The sequence below is a fragment of the Sporosarcina sp. P37 genome (assembly GCF_002109365.1).
GTDB lineage: Bacteria > Bacillota > Bacilli > Bacillales_A > Planococcaceae > Sporosarcina.
The window spans coordinates 2999278-3017266 of the sequence record NZ_CP015349.1 but is presented as its reverse complement, the minus strand read 5'-3'; the positions used below and the strand labels follow the sequence as shown (position 1 = coordinate 3017266).

General features: G+C 44.4%; 17 protein-coding genes. 1 reads left to right on the top strand and 16 read right to left on the bottom strand.

The features are described 5' to 3' along the window. Nucleotides 1-118: 118 nt before the first annotated feature. The 4 genes from tkt to yneA all read right to left on the bottom strand — a co-directional run bounded on the left by tkt (nt 119) and on the right by yneA (nt 3513). Entirely contained in the window at nt 119-2125 is a 2007-nt protein-coding gene (gene tkt / locus SporoP37_RS15015; protein ID WP_085431834.1) for a transketolase, read from the bottom strand. Between the two features lie 107 nt (nt 2126-2232). Next, nucleotides 2233-2469: a DUF896 domain-containing protein gene (locus SporoP37_RS15010; protein WP_081244440.1), complete on the bottom strand. Its 237-nt coding sequence runs from the start codon at nt 2467-2469 to the stop codon at nt 2233-2235. Nucleotides 2470-2536: 67 nt separating this feature from the next. Then, entirely contained in the window at nt 2537-3190 is a 654-nt protein-coding gene (locus tag SporoP37_RS15005; protein ID WP_081244439.1) for a YneB family resolvase-like protein, read from the bottom strand. Continuing rightward, nucleotides 3187-3513, bottom strand: a complete 327-nt coding sequence (gene yneA / locus SporoP37_RS15000) for a cell division suppressor protein YneA (protein WP_081244438.1) — start codon at nt 3511-3513, stop codon at nt 3187-3189. The genes SporoP37_RS15005 and yneA overlap by 4 nt, the downstream gene beginning before the upstream one ends. A gap of 195 nt (nt 3514-3708) precedes the next feature. Between yneA and lexA the strand changes: the two genes are divergently transcribed. Next, nucleotides 3709-4329 carry a transcriptional repressor LexA gene (gene lexA, locus SporoP37_RS14995; RefSeq protein ID WP_081244885.1) on the top strand — a complete coding sequence of 207 codons (621 nt, stop codon included), beginning with the start codon at nt 3709-3711 and terminating at the stop codon, nt 4327-4329. 48 nt (nt 4330-4377) lie between these two features. Here lexA and SporoP37_RS14990 read toward each other — a convergent pair whose 3' ends face one another. From SporoP37_RS14990 to SporoP37_RS14935, 12 genes are all read right to left on the bottom strand, one after another. Beyond that, complete coding sequence (locus SporoP37_RS14990) at nt 4378-5637, bottom strand: methionine gamma-lyase family protein (protein WP_085431355.1); 1260 nt, start codon at nt 5635-5637, stop codon at nt 4378-4380. A 95-nt stretch (nt 5638-5732) separates the two neighbouring features. Further along, complete coding sequence (gene hfq, locus SporoP37_RS14985) at nt 5733-5957, bottom strand: RNA chaperone Hfq (RefSeq protein WP_081244436.1); 225 nt, start codon at nt 5955-5957, stop codon at nt 5733-5735. A 25-nt stretch (nt 5958-5982) separates the two neighbouring features. Then, nucleotides 5983-6930 carry a tRNA (adenosine(37)-N6)-dimethylallyltransferase MiaA gene (miaA, locus tag SporoP37_RS14980; protein ID WP_085431354.1) on the bottom strand — a complete coding sequence of 316 codons (948 nt, stop codon included), beginning with the start codon at nt 6928-6930 and terminating at the stop codon, nt 5983-5985. Next, complete coding sequence (locus SporoP37_RS14975; protein WP_085431353.1) at nt 6914-7840, bottom strand: alpha/beta hydrolase; 927 nt, start codon at nt 7838-7840, stop codon at nt 6914-6916. Before SporoP37_RS14975 ends, miaA begins: the two co-directional genes overlap by 17 nt. Continuing rightward, nucleotides 7837-9477 carry a glycerol-3-phosphate dehydrogenase/oxidase gene (locus SporoP37_RS14970; RefSeq protein ID WP_085431352.1) on the bottom strand — a complete coding sequence of 547 codons (1641 nt, stop codon included), beginning with the start codon at nt 9475-9477 and terminating at the stop codon, nt 7837-7839. The genes SporoP37_RS14975 and SporoP37_RS14970 overlap by 4 nt, the downstream gene beginning before the upstream one ends. 27 nt (nt 9478-9504) lie before the next feature. Then, a complete protein-coding gene (mutL, locus tag SporoP37_RS14965) occupies nt 9505-11322 on the bottom strand; it encodes a DNA mismatch repair endonuclease MutL (RefSeq protein ID WP_085431351.1) in 1818 nt (605 codons plus the stop codon). 5 nt (nt 11323-11327) lie between these two features. After that, complete coding sequence (mutS, locus tag SporoP37_RS14960; protein ID WP_085431350.1) at nt 11328-13889, bottom strand: DNA mismatch repair protein MutS; 2562 nt, start codon at nt 13887-13889, stop codon at nt 11328-11330. A 239-nt stretch (nt 13890-14128) separates the two neighbouring features. Beyond that, nucleotides 14129-14479: a DUF6568 family protein gene (locus tag SporoP37_RS14955; RefSeq protein WP_081244430.1), complete on the bottom strand. Its 351-nt coding sequence runs from the start codon at nt 14477-14479 to the stop codon at nt 14129-14131. Between the two features lie 216 nt (nt 14480-14695). Then, nucleotides 14696-15259: an outer spore coat protein CotE gene (gene cotE / locus SporoP37_RS14950; protein ID WP_085431349.1), complete on the bottom strand. Its 564-nt coding sequence runs from the start codon at nt 15257-15259 to the stop codon at nt 14696-14698. 119 nt (nt 15260-15378) lie between these two features. Continuing rightward, entirely contained in the window at nt 15379-15813 is a 435-nt protein-coding gene (locus SporoP37_RS14945; RefSeq protein WP_081244428.1) for a YlbF/YmcA family competence regulator, read from the bottom strand. Next, nucleotides 15813-17360, bottom strand: a complete 1548-nt coding sequence (miaB, locus tag SporoP37_RS14940; protein ID WP_081244427.1) for a tRNA (N6-isopentenyl adenosine(37)-C2)-methylthiotransferase MiaB — start codon at nt 17358-17360, stop codon at nt 15813-15815. The genes SporoP37_RS14945 and miaB overlap by 1 nt, the downstream gene beginning before the upstream one ends. 308 nt (nt 17361-17668) lie before the next feature. Then, the gene (locus SporoP37_RS14935) at nt 17669-17938 is read right to left on the bottom strand and encodes a stage V sporulation protein S (RefSeq protein ID WP_081244426.1); all 270 of its coding nucleotides are present in this window, start codon (nt 17936-17938) and stop codon (nt 17669-17671) included. Nucleotides 17939-17989: the final 51 nt, after the last annotated feature.

Sequence of the window (17989 nt, the reverse complement as noted above, 5' to 3'; positions counted from 1 at the left end):
GGCTTGTCTTATGTAAATCATGTCAGTTTACGGAAAACTTCATCACTATTATTGTCGTAAAGATGCATAAAAAAACACACGGCTCCGGTACTCAGCCCGGGCCGTGTGTAAATTATTTTCAGTTATTCAGCAGATTAGTCATTTCTTTCACGACATTCTCCACGGTAAAGCCATACTTCTCGATTACCAAGTCCCCAGGGGCACTGGCACCGAATGTATCGATTGCCATGACAGTTCCTTCATCACCTGAATATTTATGCCATCCAAGCGACGCGCCCATCTCGATTGCTACTCTCTTCTTCACATTCTTAGGCAGAACTGACTCTTTATATGCCTGATCTTGTTTCTCAAAGAGATCCCATGAAGGCATTGATACGACACTGACGTCGATATCCTGTTCTTTTAATGCTTTCTGCGCTGCAACAGCCAAACCAACTTCTGAACCGCTTGCCAGCAGCAAACCGTCAGCTTGCTCTTTGGCAGCAGGCGATACTACATATGCCCCTTTAGCTACATGAGTCATCGCAAGTTCTTTTGACTTCGGCAGCACTTCCAAGTTTTGTCTGGACAATACCAGAACAGTTGGCGTATCTTTTGATGTCGCTGCTGTGAGCCAGGCAGCGGATGTTTCATTGCCGTCTGCAGGGCGGATAATAGACAATCCTGGCATCGCACGCAGAGAAGCAAGTTGTTCTATTGGTTCGTGTGTTGGGCCGTCTTCTCCTACAGCCACACTGTCATGTGTGAATACATACGTTACAGGCAAGCCCATTAACGCAGACAGACGTATAGCAGGCCGTACGTAATCGCTGAACACGAAGAACGTGCCGCCGAATACTTTAACACCGCCATGGAGTGCCATACCGTTCAGCGCCGTTCCCATCGCAAATTCACGCACGCCGAACCAGATATTGCGTCCTGAGTAATCAGCCGCTGTAAAATCGCCTGCATTTTTAATTGTAGTTTTGTTTGAGCCTGCAAGATCCGCACTGCCGCCAAATAAAGCCGGCACAGCGTTTGCCAATGCATTAATTGAATCCCCAGATGCGGAGCGGGTCGCTACAGAAGCACCAGCCTCATAGACAGGCATCTGCTCCTGTAAATCAGCGGGAAGTTCATTCGCTACGGCTTGTTTGAATTGGGCTGCCAATTCTTTGTGTTCGTTGGCATAGCTCTCAAACAGCTCATTCCATTGCTGTTCTTTTTGCACGCCCAGTTCATCTGTTGCCGAATTGAATCGGTCATACACTTCTTCTGGGACATAGAAATCCTCTTCGAATGTCCACTTATAATACTCTTTTGTCAGAGCCATTTCTTCTTCTCCAAGAGGGGCGCCGTGCGCGTCTGCTTTACCTGACTTATTCGGAGATCCGTAACCGATGACAGTTTTTACTTCGATGATTGTCGGTCCGCCGCTGTTTTCTTTTGCTTGTTCAATTGCAGCTGATACAGATTTCGTATCGTTGCCGTCTTCTACACGCGCATAATTCCAGCCGTATGATTCAAAGCGTTTTCTGATATTCTCAGAAAACGACATATCCAAATCGCCATCTAAAGAAATGTCATTACTGTCATATAGTACGATCAATTTATCTAATTGCAGGTGACCAGCCATGGAAATAGCTTCAGCCGCTACTCCCTCCATAAGATCCCCGTCACCGCAAAGTGCGTACGTGTAGTGATCAACAATATTAAAGCCAGGTTTATTGTATGTTGCCGCAAGGTGCTTTTCAGCCATTGCCATTCCGACAGCCATACCAATCCCTTGGCCAAGCGGTCCTGTCGTCGCTTCGACTCCTGCTGTATGACCATACTCCGGGTGACCCGGCGTTTTTGAATCCCATTGTCTGAAATTCTTCAGATCATCAATCGTCAAGCCGTAGCCGCTTAAATGCAGCAAACTGTAAAGCAGCATGGAGCCATGTCCTGCTGAAAGCACAAAACGGTCACGATTGAACCATTGTGGGTTTGATGGATTATGGTGAAGATGCTGTGTCCATAATGTGTAAGCCATCGGTGCTGCGCCCATCGGTAATCCCGGGTGACCTGAATTTGCTTTTTCAATTGCGTCGATTGATAATGTCCGGATTGTCGTTATTGCCAGTTGATCGATTTTTTCGGTCATGCTGTACATCCTTTCCATCCTGCTCATATGAGTGTTTTATGGTACATATTCCTTCTCTAGTGTAGTCAATTCCCGAGATAATTACAATGTTATTCCGTTGCCTGCAGTCAATTCAGGGGTTTTTTGTTTGCTTTTGCTTCTTTGACTTTTTCAGGCGTGACATCATTACCTTCCGCATCGATTACTTTGACGGATTCGATTGTTTCACGCATTCCCGAACGGAACGTTTCGAGGTACTCTTTGCGTAATTGTGTCTGTTCTTTTGCTTCTTCAATCGATAAACCTGTTGTCTTCTTTTTATTTGCAAGCTCATTAATACGTTTCATTTTCTTTTCTGGCAGCATGTTATAAACCTCCACATATTTATTGTTCAACTAAAATGTAAACAACCTGGAGGAAAAGTGCAAACGATTAGTGTTCCTGCGCTATAAACTCTCTATATCTTCTATGAACTGTTGCCTTGCTGACTGTGTGGCCCAGTCCATTCAGCACATTGGCAATCTCTTCATAGGTGAGGCCTTTACTGCGCAGCGAGACAATCTCTTCCATGGGCAGCTCAAGTCTTTCACGCCCTGGGCCCTGATCGATATTATACAAGTTTTCAGATGGATTATAGCCTCTTTCAACAGCCCGCTTCATCCCTCTGCGTATTTTTGCATTATGTAGTTTCCGCTGATATTCTTCCACTATTGCAAGAATCTCCAGCAGCATGGTATCCATTTCGTTAAGTTCTATCGTCCCGTTGGAATGATTCGTAATTACTGCAGTATCACTCTTGGCAATAACATGCAAAATAGCCACCCGCGCATTCCCCCGTCCCAAACGTGTTTCATCTTGAATGAATACGGCATCTACAGCTCCGCTCTGAATATGATCCAGCATGGCAAGAAGCCCTTCGCGGTCCATATCATATCCGCTTTGACGGTCTGTATAAATCCCTTCACATGTGTAGGACAATTCTGCAGCCAATTTCTCAAGTTCTTCCTGCTGACGAACAATCGACTGCTCTTGTGTTTCTTTTTCTGTACTCACACGGCAATAGATTACGCAATTCTTTTCCTTCATCTTTCTCCCACTCCCATTTCAGCTACACGCATATCTGACTGTTTATTTATTTTAACAGGGACACGCAGTAATTCACCTGAAATGATCTGATCACTCTGTAATTCATTCAATGAGCGCACCTGTTTAATCCAATGTGCTGCAGGTATATCTTCTGAATAATTGGAAGCCAGCCCCCACAATGTATCTCCTTCATTAATAACTATTTCCATGTATTGGTCATCTTCTGCCAGTTTATCAAATTGCACCCATGCAAATGTTACACATACTGCCAGCAGTACCGCAAAATAATAATTGTTTTTAATAAATTCTTTCATAATCTCCATGATAACTCCTCCTAAAATATACGATTTAAGAATGCATGTTCGGAATACTTGTTCTTAATTATAAGAGAACATACGATTCCATGTCAAGTAAAATTAGAACCTTTGTTTGATTAGTAATCGAACACATGTTATACTATATTCAAAATAATGGTTCAGTATTCCATTGCTCGTAATCTTGCAGAAGAGGTGAATATGTTGAAAAAAATATCGAAGAGACAAGAAGAAATACTCGCTTTCATCAAAGATGAAGTCCGTTTAAAAGGATATCCCCCTTCCGTGCGCGAAATCGGAGAAGCTGTGGGACTTGCGTCAAGTTCAACCGTTCATGGGCATTTGTCGCGATTGGAAACCAAAGGATTCATCCGCCGGGACCCGACAAAACCCCGTGCTATCGAGATTTTAGATCCAGATGGTCTGGATGAGATGAAAAGCGGAGTTATGCACGTGCCGCTCATCGGTAAAGTTACAGCCGGCAATCCGATTACAACAGTTGAAAATATTGAAGAATACTTTCCATTGCCGGATACGTTCGGTTCTTCAGAAGATGAAATTTTCATGCTGGAGATTGTCGGAGACAGTATGATTGAAGCAGGAATCCTTAACGGTGACCGCGTAATCGTCAGACAGACGCATTCAGCAACCAACGGAGAAATTGTAGTGGCGATGACAGAAGAAGATGAAGCGACAGTGAAACGTTTCTTTAAAGAAAAAGATTATTTCCGTCTGCAGCCTGAAAACTCTTCCATGGAGCCGATCATCGTAGATCAGGTATCCATCCTTGGAAAAGTGGTCGGCGTCTACCGGATGATCCATTAAAAAAAGTGTATCGAGAACCGAAAACAGGTTCTTGATACACTTTTTTATTTATACTAGCTTTTTTTCCAGTAATTGTTCCATGGAATTCAGCACCGCTGATTTCACATGCTCATAAGTCAGTCCGCCCTGAATATAAGCCGTGTAGGGCGGTCTGATTGGACCGTCAGCAGTCAGTTCAATGCTCGATCCTTGTATGAATGTACCCGCCGCCATGATGACGTCGTCAGTATAGCCCGGCATATAAGAAGGCTCCGGCGCATACTGGGCATTGATCGGGGAATTTTGCTGGATCATCTGACAGAACGTTATCATTTGTTCTGCCGTGGAAAAATTCACTGATTGAATTAAATCCGTGCGCTGCTCACTATAATGAGGTGTTGTGTCCATCCCAAACATACCGAAAAATGCTGATGTGAACAATGCGCCTTTAACTGCCTGGCTCACTACATGAGGCGCCAGGAAGAATCCTTGATACATCTCCAGTAACGTATCCAGCGATGCTCCTGCTTCTGCGCCTAAACCGGGAGATGTCATCCGGTATGCACATTTTTCCACCAGTTCTTTTTTTCCTGCTATATAACCGCCAGTTCTCGCCAGACCGCCTCCGGGATTTTTAATCAGTGACCCCGCCATCAAGTCTGCTCCCACTTCTGCAGGCTCTTTCATCTCGACGAATTCTCCATAGCAGTTGTCCACGAAAATTACAACATCTTCCTTGATCTTGCGCACTTCCTGAATGATGGCTTCAATTTCATGGATACGGAATGAAGGATTGCTCGAATACCCTTTTGAGCGTTGAATAGCAACCATTTTCGTTTTAGACGAAATGACTTCTTTTGCTTTTTTATAATCGACTGAACCGTCTTCATTCAAATCGATATGCCGGTAGGATATTTGATAGTCTTCGAGCGAGCCGGTATCTTTCCCGTTGCCGGAAATGATAGACTCCAGTGTGTCATAAGGCTTGCCTGTAACATAAAGCAGCTCATCGCCCGGGCGCAAAATCCCGAACAAGCTGATCGTAATTGCATGGGTGCCTGAAATAATTTGGTTTCTTACAAGACAGTCTTCCGCTCCAAACACATCGGAATACACTTGTTCTAATACATCGCGGCCGCTGTCATCGTAACCATAGCCTGTAGAGCCCGATAAGTGGAAATCACTTACCTGATTCTGCTTAAATGCCTGAAGAACTTTTCGCTGGTTATAAAAAGCAATTTCTTCGACTGTTTTCACATACGGCGCAATCAGCTGTTCCGCTTCCTTCGATTTCGCCAGTAAGTCTTCATTAATTGGTGCAATTTGCATTATGTAGTACCTCATTTCATTTTCTCATCTTCTATTTTAGCAGATGCGCAACATTTGCCAAATGAAAGACAACAAAAAAACAGGCGGATGCCTGTTTATTGTTCATCTTTTAAGATAACTGGTTTTGAAGGAGCATAAGTTGAGATCGCATGTTTATAGATCAGCTGCTGTTTGCCTTCTGATTCCAGCAGGACCGTATAATTGTCATATGACTTGATCAGACCTTTCAACTGAAAACCATTGAGTAAAAAGATTGTTACAAATGTGTTGTTCTTGCGTAATGAATTTAAAAAAGTATCTTGCATATTTCCTTGTGCCATTCAATTGCCTCCTTGTCTCTGTCCTTTATTTATTCCATACTTCTTTCTGAAAATCCTTTATTATTTCCAATGTTTTCTGATAAATTTCTTCACCTGACTGATCAGCTTCCACCCACCGCACAGGCAATTTATTGCGGAAGTATGTCAGCTGGCGCTTGGCGTAATTACGTGTGTTCTTTTTCACGGCTTCAATTGCCTGCTCTTTTGTCAGCAGCCCGTCAAAGTAAGATATCAATTCTTTATAGCCGATAGCCTGTACAGACTGCGTCTTTCGAATCCCTCTGTCCCAAAGGCTTTTCACTTCGTCAAACAGACCCATTTTGACCATTTCATCGACACGCTGACCGATTCGTTCATAAAGTATATCTCTCGGAAGGTCGAGTCCAATGATCAGATAATGATACATTGGCATATTTCCTTGCTGCTGCTCATGATCCTGCTTTGTTTGTCCGGTCACTTCCAAAATTTCAAGCGCCCGCACTAACCGGCGATGGTTATTCGGATGGATTTTTTCCGCACTTTTTGGATCCAGCTCCGAAAGTCTTGCATGTAATTGCTCAGCACCTGCTTGTTCCAGCTCTTCTTCCAGCCGCGCCCGCACTGCAGGATCAGCCGCTTGTTCGGTGAATCGGTAATCAAATAATACGGATTGCACATACATGCCGCTGCCTCCTACGATAATAGGCAATTTTCCGCGTGATTGAATATCTTTAATCCACTGTCTGACTGCCTGCTGATACTCCGCCACAGAAAAGGATTCTGTCGGCTCTTTCACATCAAAAAAGTGATGCGGGATACCCCGCATCTCAGAAGGGTGAATCTTGGCTGTGCCGATATCAAGTTCTTTATATACTTGCATGGCATCGCCGTTGATAATTTCCCCATTCAACGAAGCGGCAAGTGCTGTGCTCAGTGCTGTTTTGCCTGAAGCAGTTGGTCCTACAACCGCCAGTACATCAATTGGTGCGTTCATTTCGTTTCATCCACTCCACAATAGTCGTATAGACTTGCTGATAATTGATTTCCTGAAGCATCTCATGTCTTCCGCCCTCATACAACTGAACAGTAACCTGCTGCTGGCTGGCTTTATTCAGCTGTTTCGCCACTTTCCAAACACCTTTCGCTTTATCCCCCACCGGATCATCTGTGCCTGACAGCAGTAAGATTGGCAAATCATCCGGGATATTACGTAAAAACTCTGGCGCTTCAAGCGAATTCATTCCTTCAAGAAGTACGCGAAACAGTTGTGCAGTCGGTACAAAACCGCATGCTTCATCTCGTTCATAATCCGCAACGCTTTCTGCATCGCGCGACAGCCAGGCAAATGATGTTTCACCCGGGAATAGCTTGGAGTAATTGCCGAATATCAATTCATTTAAAAACTCATCCGGCTGCCGGTCATCAAGCTTTCCTTCTCTGTAAGCCGCCAGTGCAATCGCCGCATGTGCTATGAACTCAGAATTACTGCCTGTGCCAGATAATATCACTGAATGGAGTGTGGAACCGTACAGTTGGATATAACGCCTGGCCACGAACGATCCCATACTATGTCCAAGCATTACCGCCGGCAGTTCTGCATACTCCAGTTGATAGGATTGGTTCACTTCAAACGCATCATCGACCAGCTGGTCAAAAGTGGCTGATTCTCCTAAATAACCATACGTGTGACCGTTTCCGGCAGCGGTCTTGCCATGCCCTCTTTGGTCATGCATCGTTACGGCATATCCTTCTGATAGCAAGTACTTGGCAAAGCGCGTATAACGCCCGCTATGCTCAGCTAATCCATGAATGATATGTACGCGGGCTTTTGGCTTTTGATCAGGCGCATAACATCTGCTGTAGATCTTTGTGCCGTCACGCATCTCTATCCACCGTTCTGTCATGAAACTGCACGCCCTTTCGCTTCAGCAACCGCATTCATCAAATCGTTTTCATGAACGGCCTTTTCATTGTCCGTGTAATCCAGTAATGCTGCCATATATTCAGTGACCTGTTTCGCCAATGATTCTACTGTATCGATTTGGAAATATAGATCCCCTTTGCGCCGAATAAAGAAATCACTTGGAGAGGTAACCATTTCATAATGAATACCGTATAAAATTTCTGCACGCAAACTGATTGGCAATGGATTCTCTTCTGTCGATATCGAATGTGCAAACTGGAAGACACGTTCACTGTTTCTTCCATAAAAAGATGCAATACGCGCACCTTGCTGGGGTGTTAAGCCGAATTGAGGCGCTCGTACAGCCTGCACATTTATAAATTCTTCCAGTGCGGCATCATCTGCAAAATCACTTCCTGAAACCGGTATATTTTTCGTCTGACATTGTTTAATAGAAGGCTTTTTTAATCGTTTAGTAATTCGGTCAACGACAACTTCCGCCATCTGACGGTAGCCCGTCAATTTTCCTCCGGCAATCGTCAGCAGTCCCGGCACAGTTTCCCATATCTCATCTTTCCTCGAGATTTCAGATGCATCTTTGCCTTCCTGTGCAATTAACGGCCGGATGCCCGCCCATGTGGATTCCACTTGATGACGCTGCAAGCGGACGCTCGGGAATATTTCATTTACTGCGTTGATAATATAGTGAATATCATCTTCCGTTGCGACGGGATGCTGTTTGTCTTCTGAATAGAAAGTATCTGTCGTACCAACGTACGTTTTATTATCACGGGGAATTGCAAACAGCATCCGGCCGTCTGAGTTATCAAAGTATACTGCCTGCCGCAGCGGAAAAACAGACTGATCCGTTACAATATGGACCCCTTTCGTAATATGCAGCTGCTTGTCCTGCTTACTGATAACTTTCTTCTGTAAATCATCCACCCACGGACCGGAAGCATTCACTACCATCGATGCCGCCACAGAGAACCGTTCGCTTGACAGCTGATCGCTCAGCACTGCTCCGACGATGCGCTCGTTTTCAAAGTTAAACTGTTCACATTTCATGTAATTTACACATAGTGCACCTTTTTCAGCCGCTTTCTTCAAAACTTCAATGGTCAGGCGAGCGTCATCTGTCTGATATTCCACATAATATCCGCCGCCTTTCAGCTGCTTTTTTTTCAAAAGCGGTTCAAGTGCAGACGTTTCTTCTTTCGTCAGCATTTCGCGGCGTTCATTATGCTTTACACCTGCGAGTAAATCGTAGACAAGAAGCCCGGCGGATGTAGAATATTTGCCGTACGTTCCTTTTTTGTAGATGGGCAACAGCATCGGTCTGGACTTCGTTATATTACGTGAATTGCGGAAGACAATTTCACGTTCTTTCCCTGTTTCTGCTACAATTTTCACTTCCAGCTGCTTTAAATAACGCAAACCGCCATGTACAAGTTTCGTTGAACGGCTCGAAGTCCCAGCTGCAAAGTCTTGCATATCTACCAGAGCAACTGAAAACCCTCTTGCTGCTGCATCCAGTGCGATTCCTGCCCCTGTTATTCCTCCGCCGACAACCAGCACATCGAATGAAAATTGTTTCAAATCCTGAATTTTGTTTGCTCTTTCTACTGTAGAAAACATACTATCGCTCCTCTCTGAACTGCTCCGTCACATTACACGCTTGAACATTTTTTCCAATTCATAAGTTGTAAAATGAATCAGCACCGGCCGGCCGTGCGGACAGGTATACGGATTTTCACAAGTGCCCAAATCCGTCAGTAAACGCTCCATATCCTCTTGTCTTAAGAAATAATTAGCCTTAATAGATTTTTTACAGCTCATCATAATGGCGCTTTCTTCCCGCAGCTTTTCCACATCGACTTTTCTTTTATCCAAAACCTGCTCAATCATTTCTTCTATGATTGCGGCTGCCTGTCCCTCGGGAAACCAGGCAGGATATTCTTTTACTGTATACGTCGCCGGCCCGAATGCCTCCAAAAACACACCGACTTCTTCCAGCGCATCTTTGCATTCTTCTATCTTCACTTGTTCGTCTGCTGAATAATGAAAAACGAGAGGCAGCAGCAGCTGCTGACGTTCACCCGCATCCACCTGACCAAGCTTCACTTTGAAATACTCGTATTTAATCCGCTCCTGTGCTGCATGCTGATCGATTAAATAAAATCCATCTTCATTCTGTGCCACGATATAGGTGCCGTGGACTTGTCCGATTGGCACGATGGAAGGAAAGTGATTCGTTTCCTGTATTTCCTGCTCAAATACTGCAGGCTCTTCGATGACAGGCTCTGGCTCTGCAGGTGCTGGTTCTTCCTGCTGCTCAAAAACCGCTTCAGGAAATGCTGGCGCTGGGGCGGTCGGCTGATAGGTCTGCTGTTCGGCAGGCGCCGTTATTTCTGGCCGGCGATAGGCTGGCGTCCAAATTGTCTGCTGCTCCGATTCCCTTTTAACAGGCTTCTCCTTTTTCACAGCGTCCGGAATAATGGTCACCCCTTGTATTGCCTCCCGAATTGCATTTTTTATGAGAGACAGCAGTTCGCCTTCTTTACTGATCCGAATATGTCGCTTTGCAGGATGCACATTGACATCTGTTAATATAGGATCTGCAGTAATATCGATTACAGCTATGGGAAATCGGCCAATCGGCAAATACGTATGCATTGCATCAATTGCCGCCTGTGTTCCGGCATAACTTTTAATCCAACGTCCGTTCATCAGAAGGGAAATGTAGTTTTTTGATGCCCGTGTCATTTCAGGCAGTGTAATGAAACCTTTCACAGCGAAATCCGCATCTTCTTTTTGAAAAGATATCATTTTACGGGCCACTCCGAAGCCGTATATATCAGATAATACCCGCAATAAATCTCCTGAACCCGAAGTCCTGAGAATTTGATGCTGATCATGCGTCAAAGTGAAAGATATGTCTGGGTGGCTTAATGCCAGACGGTTGATTAAATCAATTGTATGACCAAGTTCTGTCTGAATGGTTTTCATATATTTTAAACGCGCGGGCGTATTAAAAAATAATTGCTCAATAAGGAAGTCTGTTCCTTTTCGGAGCGCCCCTGCTTCATGCTTGAGAACCTTTCCGCCTTCAATTTCAACGACCGCACCCTGTTCGCCGTCAGAAGTCCATAATGAAACTTTCGATACGGCCGCGATACTTGCCAATGCCTCCCCGCGAAATCCAAGCGTTCGGATCCGAAACAGGTCGTGTTCATTGGTAATTTTACTTGTGGCATGCCGTTCAAAACAGCGTATCGCGTCTTCCCCAGACATTCCGTTGCCGTTATCGGTCACACGGATTGAAGTCAGACCTGCCTCCACAAGCGATACTTCAATTTTGGTGCTTTGCGCATCAATCGCATTCTCCACCAGTTCCTTGACGATTGAAGCGGGGCGTTCCACTACTTCCCCCGCCGCAATTTTATTGGCCAGTGTGTCATTCATAATGTGAATTTGATTCATCCGCTTCACCCTTCCTTATCGGTCATCAGCCGTTCCTTCCATTCCATTAATTTCTGCATCGTTTGCATTGGTGTCATATTCATTAAATCCACTGTTTTTATTTCCTTCAGCAGCTTCTCTCGTTCGTTTGACAGGACGGGTTCATCATGCGCATCAAATAAGGCAAGCTGTTCCGATACCGCCGCTTTTGTTGTACTGTCTTTTTCAAATTGCTGCAACAGAGTTTTTGCGCGGCTGACTACTTCACCAGGCAGTCCTGCCAGTTCCGCAACATGAATCCCGTAACTTCGGTCAGCTGCTCCCGGCAACACCTTATGCAGGAATACGACTTTGCCGTCCTGTTCTTTTGCTGCCACATGAACATTTACTAAGCGCGCCAGCACGTCTTCCAACTTGGTCAATTCATGATAATGGGTGGAAAATAACGTATTGGCTCCGATTTCTTCATGGATGTATTCCATCATTGCCTGCGCAAGTGCCATGCCATCATAAGTAGATGTCCCGCGGCCGATTTCATCAAATAACAGCAGGCTGCTGGATGATGCGTGAGCAAGAGCATACTGTGACTCCATCATCTCCATCATGAACGTACTTTGTCCCGATGCCACGTCATCTGCCGCACCAATCCTTGTGAATATTTGATCTGTAATAGGCAGCAAGGCAGTCTCACACGGTACAAAGCAGCCGATTTGCGCCATCACTACCGTAAGCGCCACCTGACGCATATACGTACTTTTACCGGACATATTCGGGCCGGTGATGAGCAGCATATTCTCGTCTTCGGCAAGCGTGCAGGAATTTGGAATATACAGTGAGTGATTCATCATTTTCTCTACAACAGGATGCCGGCCATTTTGTATATCGAGTGCCCGGCCTGTATGAAATTGCGGACGGACATACTGATTTTTTTCAGACACTTTTGCAAATGCCAATAACACATCCAGTTCACTGATGACGGAAGCTAACTGCTGAATGCGCTGCACATCGCTTTTTACCTGTTCACGGATTGACTGGAACAAATCCAGTTCTAATGTCTGGCTGTCTGCCTCAGCGTTCAGAATCAGTTCCTCTTTTTCTTTCAGTTCTGTCGTTATGTATCGCTCGGCATTGGCCAATGTCTGTTTACGCTCGTAACGGGACAAGTCTGCCAAGTGAATATTGGATTTGGTGATTTCTATATAATAGCCGAAAATCCGGTTATAGCCGATTTTCAATGTTTTAATACCAGTCAGCTGCCGCTCTTGTTGCTCTAGCTGCGCCAGCCACGTCTTCCCATTACGTGACGCATCCCGCAATTCATCCAGTTTTTCATTGTAGCCGTCACGTATCAGTCCGCCATCTTTTACAGATATAGGCGGGTTGACTGCAATCGCATCTGTCAGCAGCTGAAACGTTTCGCTGCACGGATCCATTCGATCCGCCAATCGCTGCAGCATAGGACGGCCCGATTCTTCGAGCAGCTGTTTTAATTTCGGAATGTGTGATAATGAATTCCGTAACTGTGCCAGATCCCGTGCACTTGCACTGCCCATGGATATTCTTCCTGCCAGGCGTTCCACGTCATATACGTCATGCAGCTCTTCCAAAAGTTCTTCACGCAAGAAAAATTCATCCAATAAATTACTTACGGTTTCCAGGCGGTCTTCAATGGCTTGACGCTGTGCAAGGGGCTGGTGAATCCACATGCGCAGTTTTCTGGCGCCCATCGCTGTGACTGTTTCATCAAGCACCCAGAATAATGTTCCTTCCTTTTTGCCCGAACGGATAGTTTGAACAAGCTCTAAATTCCGCATAGAATTCGCATCAATGGATAACTTTGCATCTTTTTCGATATAAACGAAAGGACGAAGATGACCGAAGACCATTTTTTGCATGCGCAGCAGGTATGATTGCAACTTGCGGCAGGCTTCCTGCAATTGCTCGGGGAGATGTTCATAAGTGTCGCGGCCGATCGTCCCCGCATGCTCGGTATCTTCAATGGACAGCATAATTTCACGGCTTTCAAACAGGTCTGCCAGCATCACATGGAGCTGTTGATCTACAACGATTTCCTTCATTCCAAGTGATTCGATTTCGGCCAGCAAAGTCCGCTCGCTTCCTTCTATCAGCTCTACTTTCCCTTCACCTGTTCCTACATCCAGGTATGCCAATGCATAACATTGATTCCCGAGGCTGTCGATTGCACCGATGAAATGATTGGCTTCGGTATCTATCGTTTTCCCTTCAGTCAATGTCCCCGGCGTAATGACTTTGACAACTTCACGTTTCACAATTCCCTTTACTGAGCGCGGATCTTCCATCTGCTCACAAATCGCCACTTTATGGCCTTTCTGTATTAACGTTTCAATATACCCAGTGGCAGAATGGTACGGTATGCCGCACATTGGAATGCGGTCTCTTGCACCGGAGTCCCTGCTCGTTAATGTGATTTCCAAAATGGAAGATGCATTGACCGCATCTTCAAAGAACATTTCATAAAAGTCCCCTAACCGGAAAAATAGAAATGCATCTGTGTACTGTTCTTTAATTTTTAAATACTGCTGTATCATTGGTGTATGCTCAGACATGGTAAACCCTCTTTTACTCGATCATTTTCTCTTCATTATATCAAACAGCCCCGAAGTTAACGAATCAAAAGGGATTGTTGTTTTTTTCAATTAAAAGGTGATTGGCAACATAAAATAAATTGCCCTGTCCCTGTAAAGCGGAAATAAGCCATACAGAACAATTTTGTTCTGTGTGGCTTATTTTGGGAATCCAGTATAAAATCCAGACTTATTGATCATATGCAGGATGTATAACCGGGTTATTTATTCATGAACGATTTAATTTCTTCTTCAGGCATAGATGAATCGCACTTCACATGCACTGAGCTGCCGTCAGTATAGACGAAGCCTGGTACCGTAGGAATCTCGTATTCATTTCGGAACGCTGTAATTCCTTTCATGTCAGACGCTTCTGCGCTATCGACATAGTAAATATGAGTGTTTGTTTCTTCAGATGCTTTTTTCAATTTCCCAACGAATTTTTGGCAATATGGACATACAGACTTGCCAATATAGATGACAGCCTCGTCTTCCCCTTTAACCAGATCCAGTGCTTTTGCAGAATCAATTTTATCAAATGCAGCTACAGTTTCTTCATAAGCAGTAAACATCAGTCAAAACTCCTTTCTCTTCTTTCATTAGTATAACGCAATGGATACATGTTAAAAAAGGTTTTGCTTACTTCGCTGACTGTCAGCGTTTCGAAACTGCTTCTGTCCTGTTGAATAAATGTACTGTCCATGCACGCATAATGACTGACCATGTCCTCATGCTTTATTCTTTGTAGCTGAACCCAAAATAAAAAAAGCCGGTAAAACTCCCGGCTTTTAAAATGGTGAATCTTTACGCTTTGGCGGCTGATGAGGCTGTTCTTTATTCACACTCTCTTTATTTGTCTTATCTTCCATAACGACAGAGGTAGATTCTGATTCTATTTCAGCCATCGGCCATTCTTCGTCATACGGATGCGGATGAATGGTGACAGAAACTTTTGTTTCACCGATCATTTCCACCAATAACTCTCTTTCAATGGAAATTGAGAAGTTTTGGCCGCATTCAGAAATACTGGCTTCCGTACAATTTGGATGCTGCAGCACCGTTACGATTGTCTCTTCTTTCGCAGAGGTGGGTTCATCCCGGTAATGTAATGCAATCTTATCCTTGTAAGGAACAGATTCCGTAAAAACGGATGTTTTGGAGTGATCATGATGCGAGTACCAAACATTTACATCAAAACTGCCCGTTACTTCCACATGTGAGCCGACCTTTTTTGCCTGGTGCGTGTGGTTGATTACCCAGCAACCTAAAATGCTGGAAGGACGATTAGGCGGCTTCAGCGTCACGTTGGAATCTGAACGGTGCTTCCCTTTGGCGATAACAGCTTTGGTCACAATTTGTCGTAAGTTTTTCAGTTTTCTTCCTCCTTCTTAGGCTTCTATCCATCCTATGCAACAGCAGCCCAAAAATTGAAAAAATCGGCAAGGAATTTTCTCCTTAGCCGATTTAATATTTACGACAATGATTTTTTCTGCGTATTCTCTACATATGAGCCTGTTTCGCCGCGCAATAAATCGCCGCCTGTTGATTCAATAATTTCATCTGTTACGCTGTTTGCGATTGTATTGGAAACCAACTGAAGCAAGTTATTGACTTCGTCCTGTGACTGTTTGAACTCCTGAACTAATGGAATTTCATCAATTTCGCCTTGAACCTGCTCAATTTTCTTCTCAATTGCTTTCAATGCGCGTTCTTTTTCGTAGTTCTGGAAGTTTACAGCCTGAGTTTGAAGTGATTTCAAGCTTGCGATCTTTTCACGCACTTTTTGATTTTCATTAATTTGTGCTTCTGCACGCTTATAGAATTCAACCTCTTCCGTGTTTGCCAGCATGTGCGCCAGCTCGCGCGCTTTTTCTATAATTTCGTCTTTCGTAAACGTTTTTTCCATTATAACATCACCTTTTCCTCTTTGACCACTCCGATGAATTCACCGTTGAGTGACCATGATTTTGCTTCTTTAATCTGTACTTCTACGATCTCACCGATTACAGAACGCGGTCCTGCAAAATTCACCAGCTTATTTTTCTCGGTATAACCGGCGAGCACGTCAGGGTTTCGCTTACTTTCCCCTTCGACGAGCACTTTTACAATCTGTCCTTCATAGGGCTTCATCGCTTCTGCAGACAGTTCGTTTACAAGTTTATTTAAACGCTGTAAACGCTCCTTTTTTACTTCCATTGATACATTATCCTGCATCTTCGCAGCAGGTGTTCCTTCACGCGGTGAATAAATATATGTGAACGCCATGTCAAAGCCGACTTCACGATAAAGTGACATCGTTTCTTCAAACTGTTCGTCTGTTTCATTAGGGAAACCAACGATTATATCTGTCGTCAATGACGCATTTGGGATCGCAGCTCTGATTTTATCCACTAACTCCAAATAACTTTCGCGTGTATATTTACGGGCCATGATTTTCAGCATATCCGTCGAACCTGATTGAACCGGCAAATGAATATGATCGACAAGATTGCCGCCTTTTGCAAGCACTTCAATTAAGTGATCATCGAAATCACGCGGATGACTGGTTGTGAAACGGATCCTAGGAATATCAATTAACCGCAATTCATCCATCAGGTCTCCAAGCCGATAATTGATGTCCTCGAAGTCTTTGCCGTACGCATTGACGTTCTGACCAAGCAAGGTGATCTCTTTATACCCTTCTGCGGCCAGCTGCCGGACTTCCTGAATGATATCCTTCGGCCGTCTGCTGCGCTCTTTTCCGCGTGTATACGGCACGATACAATACGTACAGAACTTATCGCATCCGTACATAATATTAACCCATGCTTTGATCTTGCCGTGGCGGACTTTCGGCAAATCTTCAATCACGTCGCCTTCTTTTGACCACACTTCTATGACCATCTCTTTGGACATATATGCCTCATGTAAAATGTTCGGTAATCGGTGGATATTATGCGTCCCAAAAATCATATCTACTTGATCATACGTTTTTAATATTTTATTTACAACGGATTCTTCCTGAGACATGCAGCCGCACACCCCGATTAATAAATCAGGCTTTTCCGTTTTGAGCGGTTTATAGTGACCCAGTTCACCAAACACTTTGTTTTCCGCGTTTTCTCGTATGGCACAAGTGTTCAGCAAGATGACATCTGCATCTTTAACGTTGTCTGTGGCTTCATAACCAAGTGCCATAAGGATACCTGCGATGACTTCCGTGTCATGTTCATTCATCTGACAGCCAAAAGTGCGGATGAAAAACTTACGGCCTTGTCCCATCCCTTTAAAACGTTGATCTATTTGAAAGTTATCGTGATATTCCACTTCTTCTTTCCCGCGTTTTTTTGCGTCTTTCAGAGAAGGTCCGCTATACACAGACTCAAAATATTTACTGTAGTCTTTCTCTGCCGGTTTAGCTGTCGGTTTATCCTCTGTAGCGAGTCCAGCCTGCAGGCGCTGTTCTTCATTCATTGCAGTAGCCCCTTTCTATTACTTATCGGGAAATAAGCATACATGATGTTATTATACTGAACTTTCGCCGGATATGACAGCAAAGGGGAAAATTGTTGCTTGTTTGTCATGAAAGACAAAAGAGATTGGAGACTATTGAAAACACGCCACGTGATTTATCTTCCGGAATGAAGTCTGCCGCTTGCAGTTCGTCGTTTTATTGGATGGAGAGACGCTGTTCTGCCCGCAATATAAAAAAACTGAAGCTAAACTCTGCAGTAAGAGTTTGTCTTCAGTCTCATACCACAGATCTCATGGTATTTTACGTTCTACTTCCGATCCTTTTTTTCTACGAAGAGTTTGAGCGCTGTGCGCCCTTCTCCGTTGATTTCGATATCAGTGAATGCAGGCGCGCAAACTAGATCGCCTCCGCTTGGTGCTACGAATCCTCTTGCGATCGCAATTGCTTTTACTGCTTGATTTAATGCTCCGGCTCCGACTGCCTGAATCTCCGCATAGCCTTGTTCACGAATGACCGCAACTAATGCACCAGCTACTGAGTTCGGATTCGAGCGGGAAGATACTTTCAAGGGACTCACGATATTTCCTCCTTATTTTGCAATGTCTATGGAACGCGTATATTCCATACA

Coding starts and splice junctions, on each gene's coding strand:
- SporoP37_RS15010 (WP_081244440.1), bottom strand. CDS start 2,469: ATGCTGCCAGAAAAGAAAATGAAACGTATTAATGAGCTTGCAAATAAA.
- miaA (WP_085431354.1), bottom strand. CDS start 6,930: ATGAACGCACCAATTGATGTACTGGCGGTTGTAGGACCAACTGCTTCA.
- SporoP37_RS15005 (WP_081244439.1), bottom strand. CDS start 3,190: ATGAAGGAAAAGAATTGCGTAATCTATTGCCGTGTGAGTACAGAAAAA.
- SporoP37_RS14970 (WP_085431352.1), bottom strand. CDS start 9,477: ATGTTTTCTACAGTAGAAAGAGCAAACAAAATTCAGGATTTGAAACAA.
- tkt (WP_085431834.1), bottom strand. CDS start 2,125: ATGACCGAAAAAATCGATCAACTGGCAATAACGACAATCCGGACATTA.
- mutL (WP_085431351.1), bottom strand. CDS start 11,322: ATGAATCAAATTCACATTATGAATGACACACTGGCCAATAAAATTGCG.
- mutS (WP_085431350.1), bottom strand. CDS start 13,889: ATGTCTGAGCATACACCAATGATACAGCAGTATTTAAAAATTAAAGAA.
- SporoP37_RS14955 (WP_081244430.1), bottom strand. CDS start 14,479: ATGTTTACTGCTTATGAAGAAACTGTAGCTGCATTTGATAAAATTGAT.
- SporoP37_RS14945 (WP_081244428.1), bottom strand. CDS start 15,813: ATGGAAAAAACGTTTACGAAAGACGAAATTATAGAAAAAGCGCGCGAG.
- SporoP37_RS14975 (WP_085431353.1), bottom strand. CDS start 7,840: ATGACAGAACGGTGGATAGAGATGCGTGACGGCACAAAGATCTACAGC.
- yneA (WP_081244438.1), bottom strand. CDS start 3,513: ATGGAGATTATGAAAGAATTTATTAAAAACAATTATTATTTTGCGGTA.
- hfq (WP_081244436.1), bottom strand. CDS start 5,957: ATGGCACAAGGAAATATGCAAGATACTTTTTTAAATTCATTACGCAAG.
- SporoP37_RS14990 (WP_085431355.1), bottom strand. CDS start 5,637: ATGCAAATTGCACCAATTAATGAAGACTTACTGGCGAAATCGAAGGAA.
- miaB (WP_081244427.1), bottom strand. CDS start 17,360: ATGAATGAAGAACAGCGCCTGCAGGCTGGACTCGCTACAGAGGATAAA.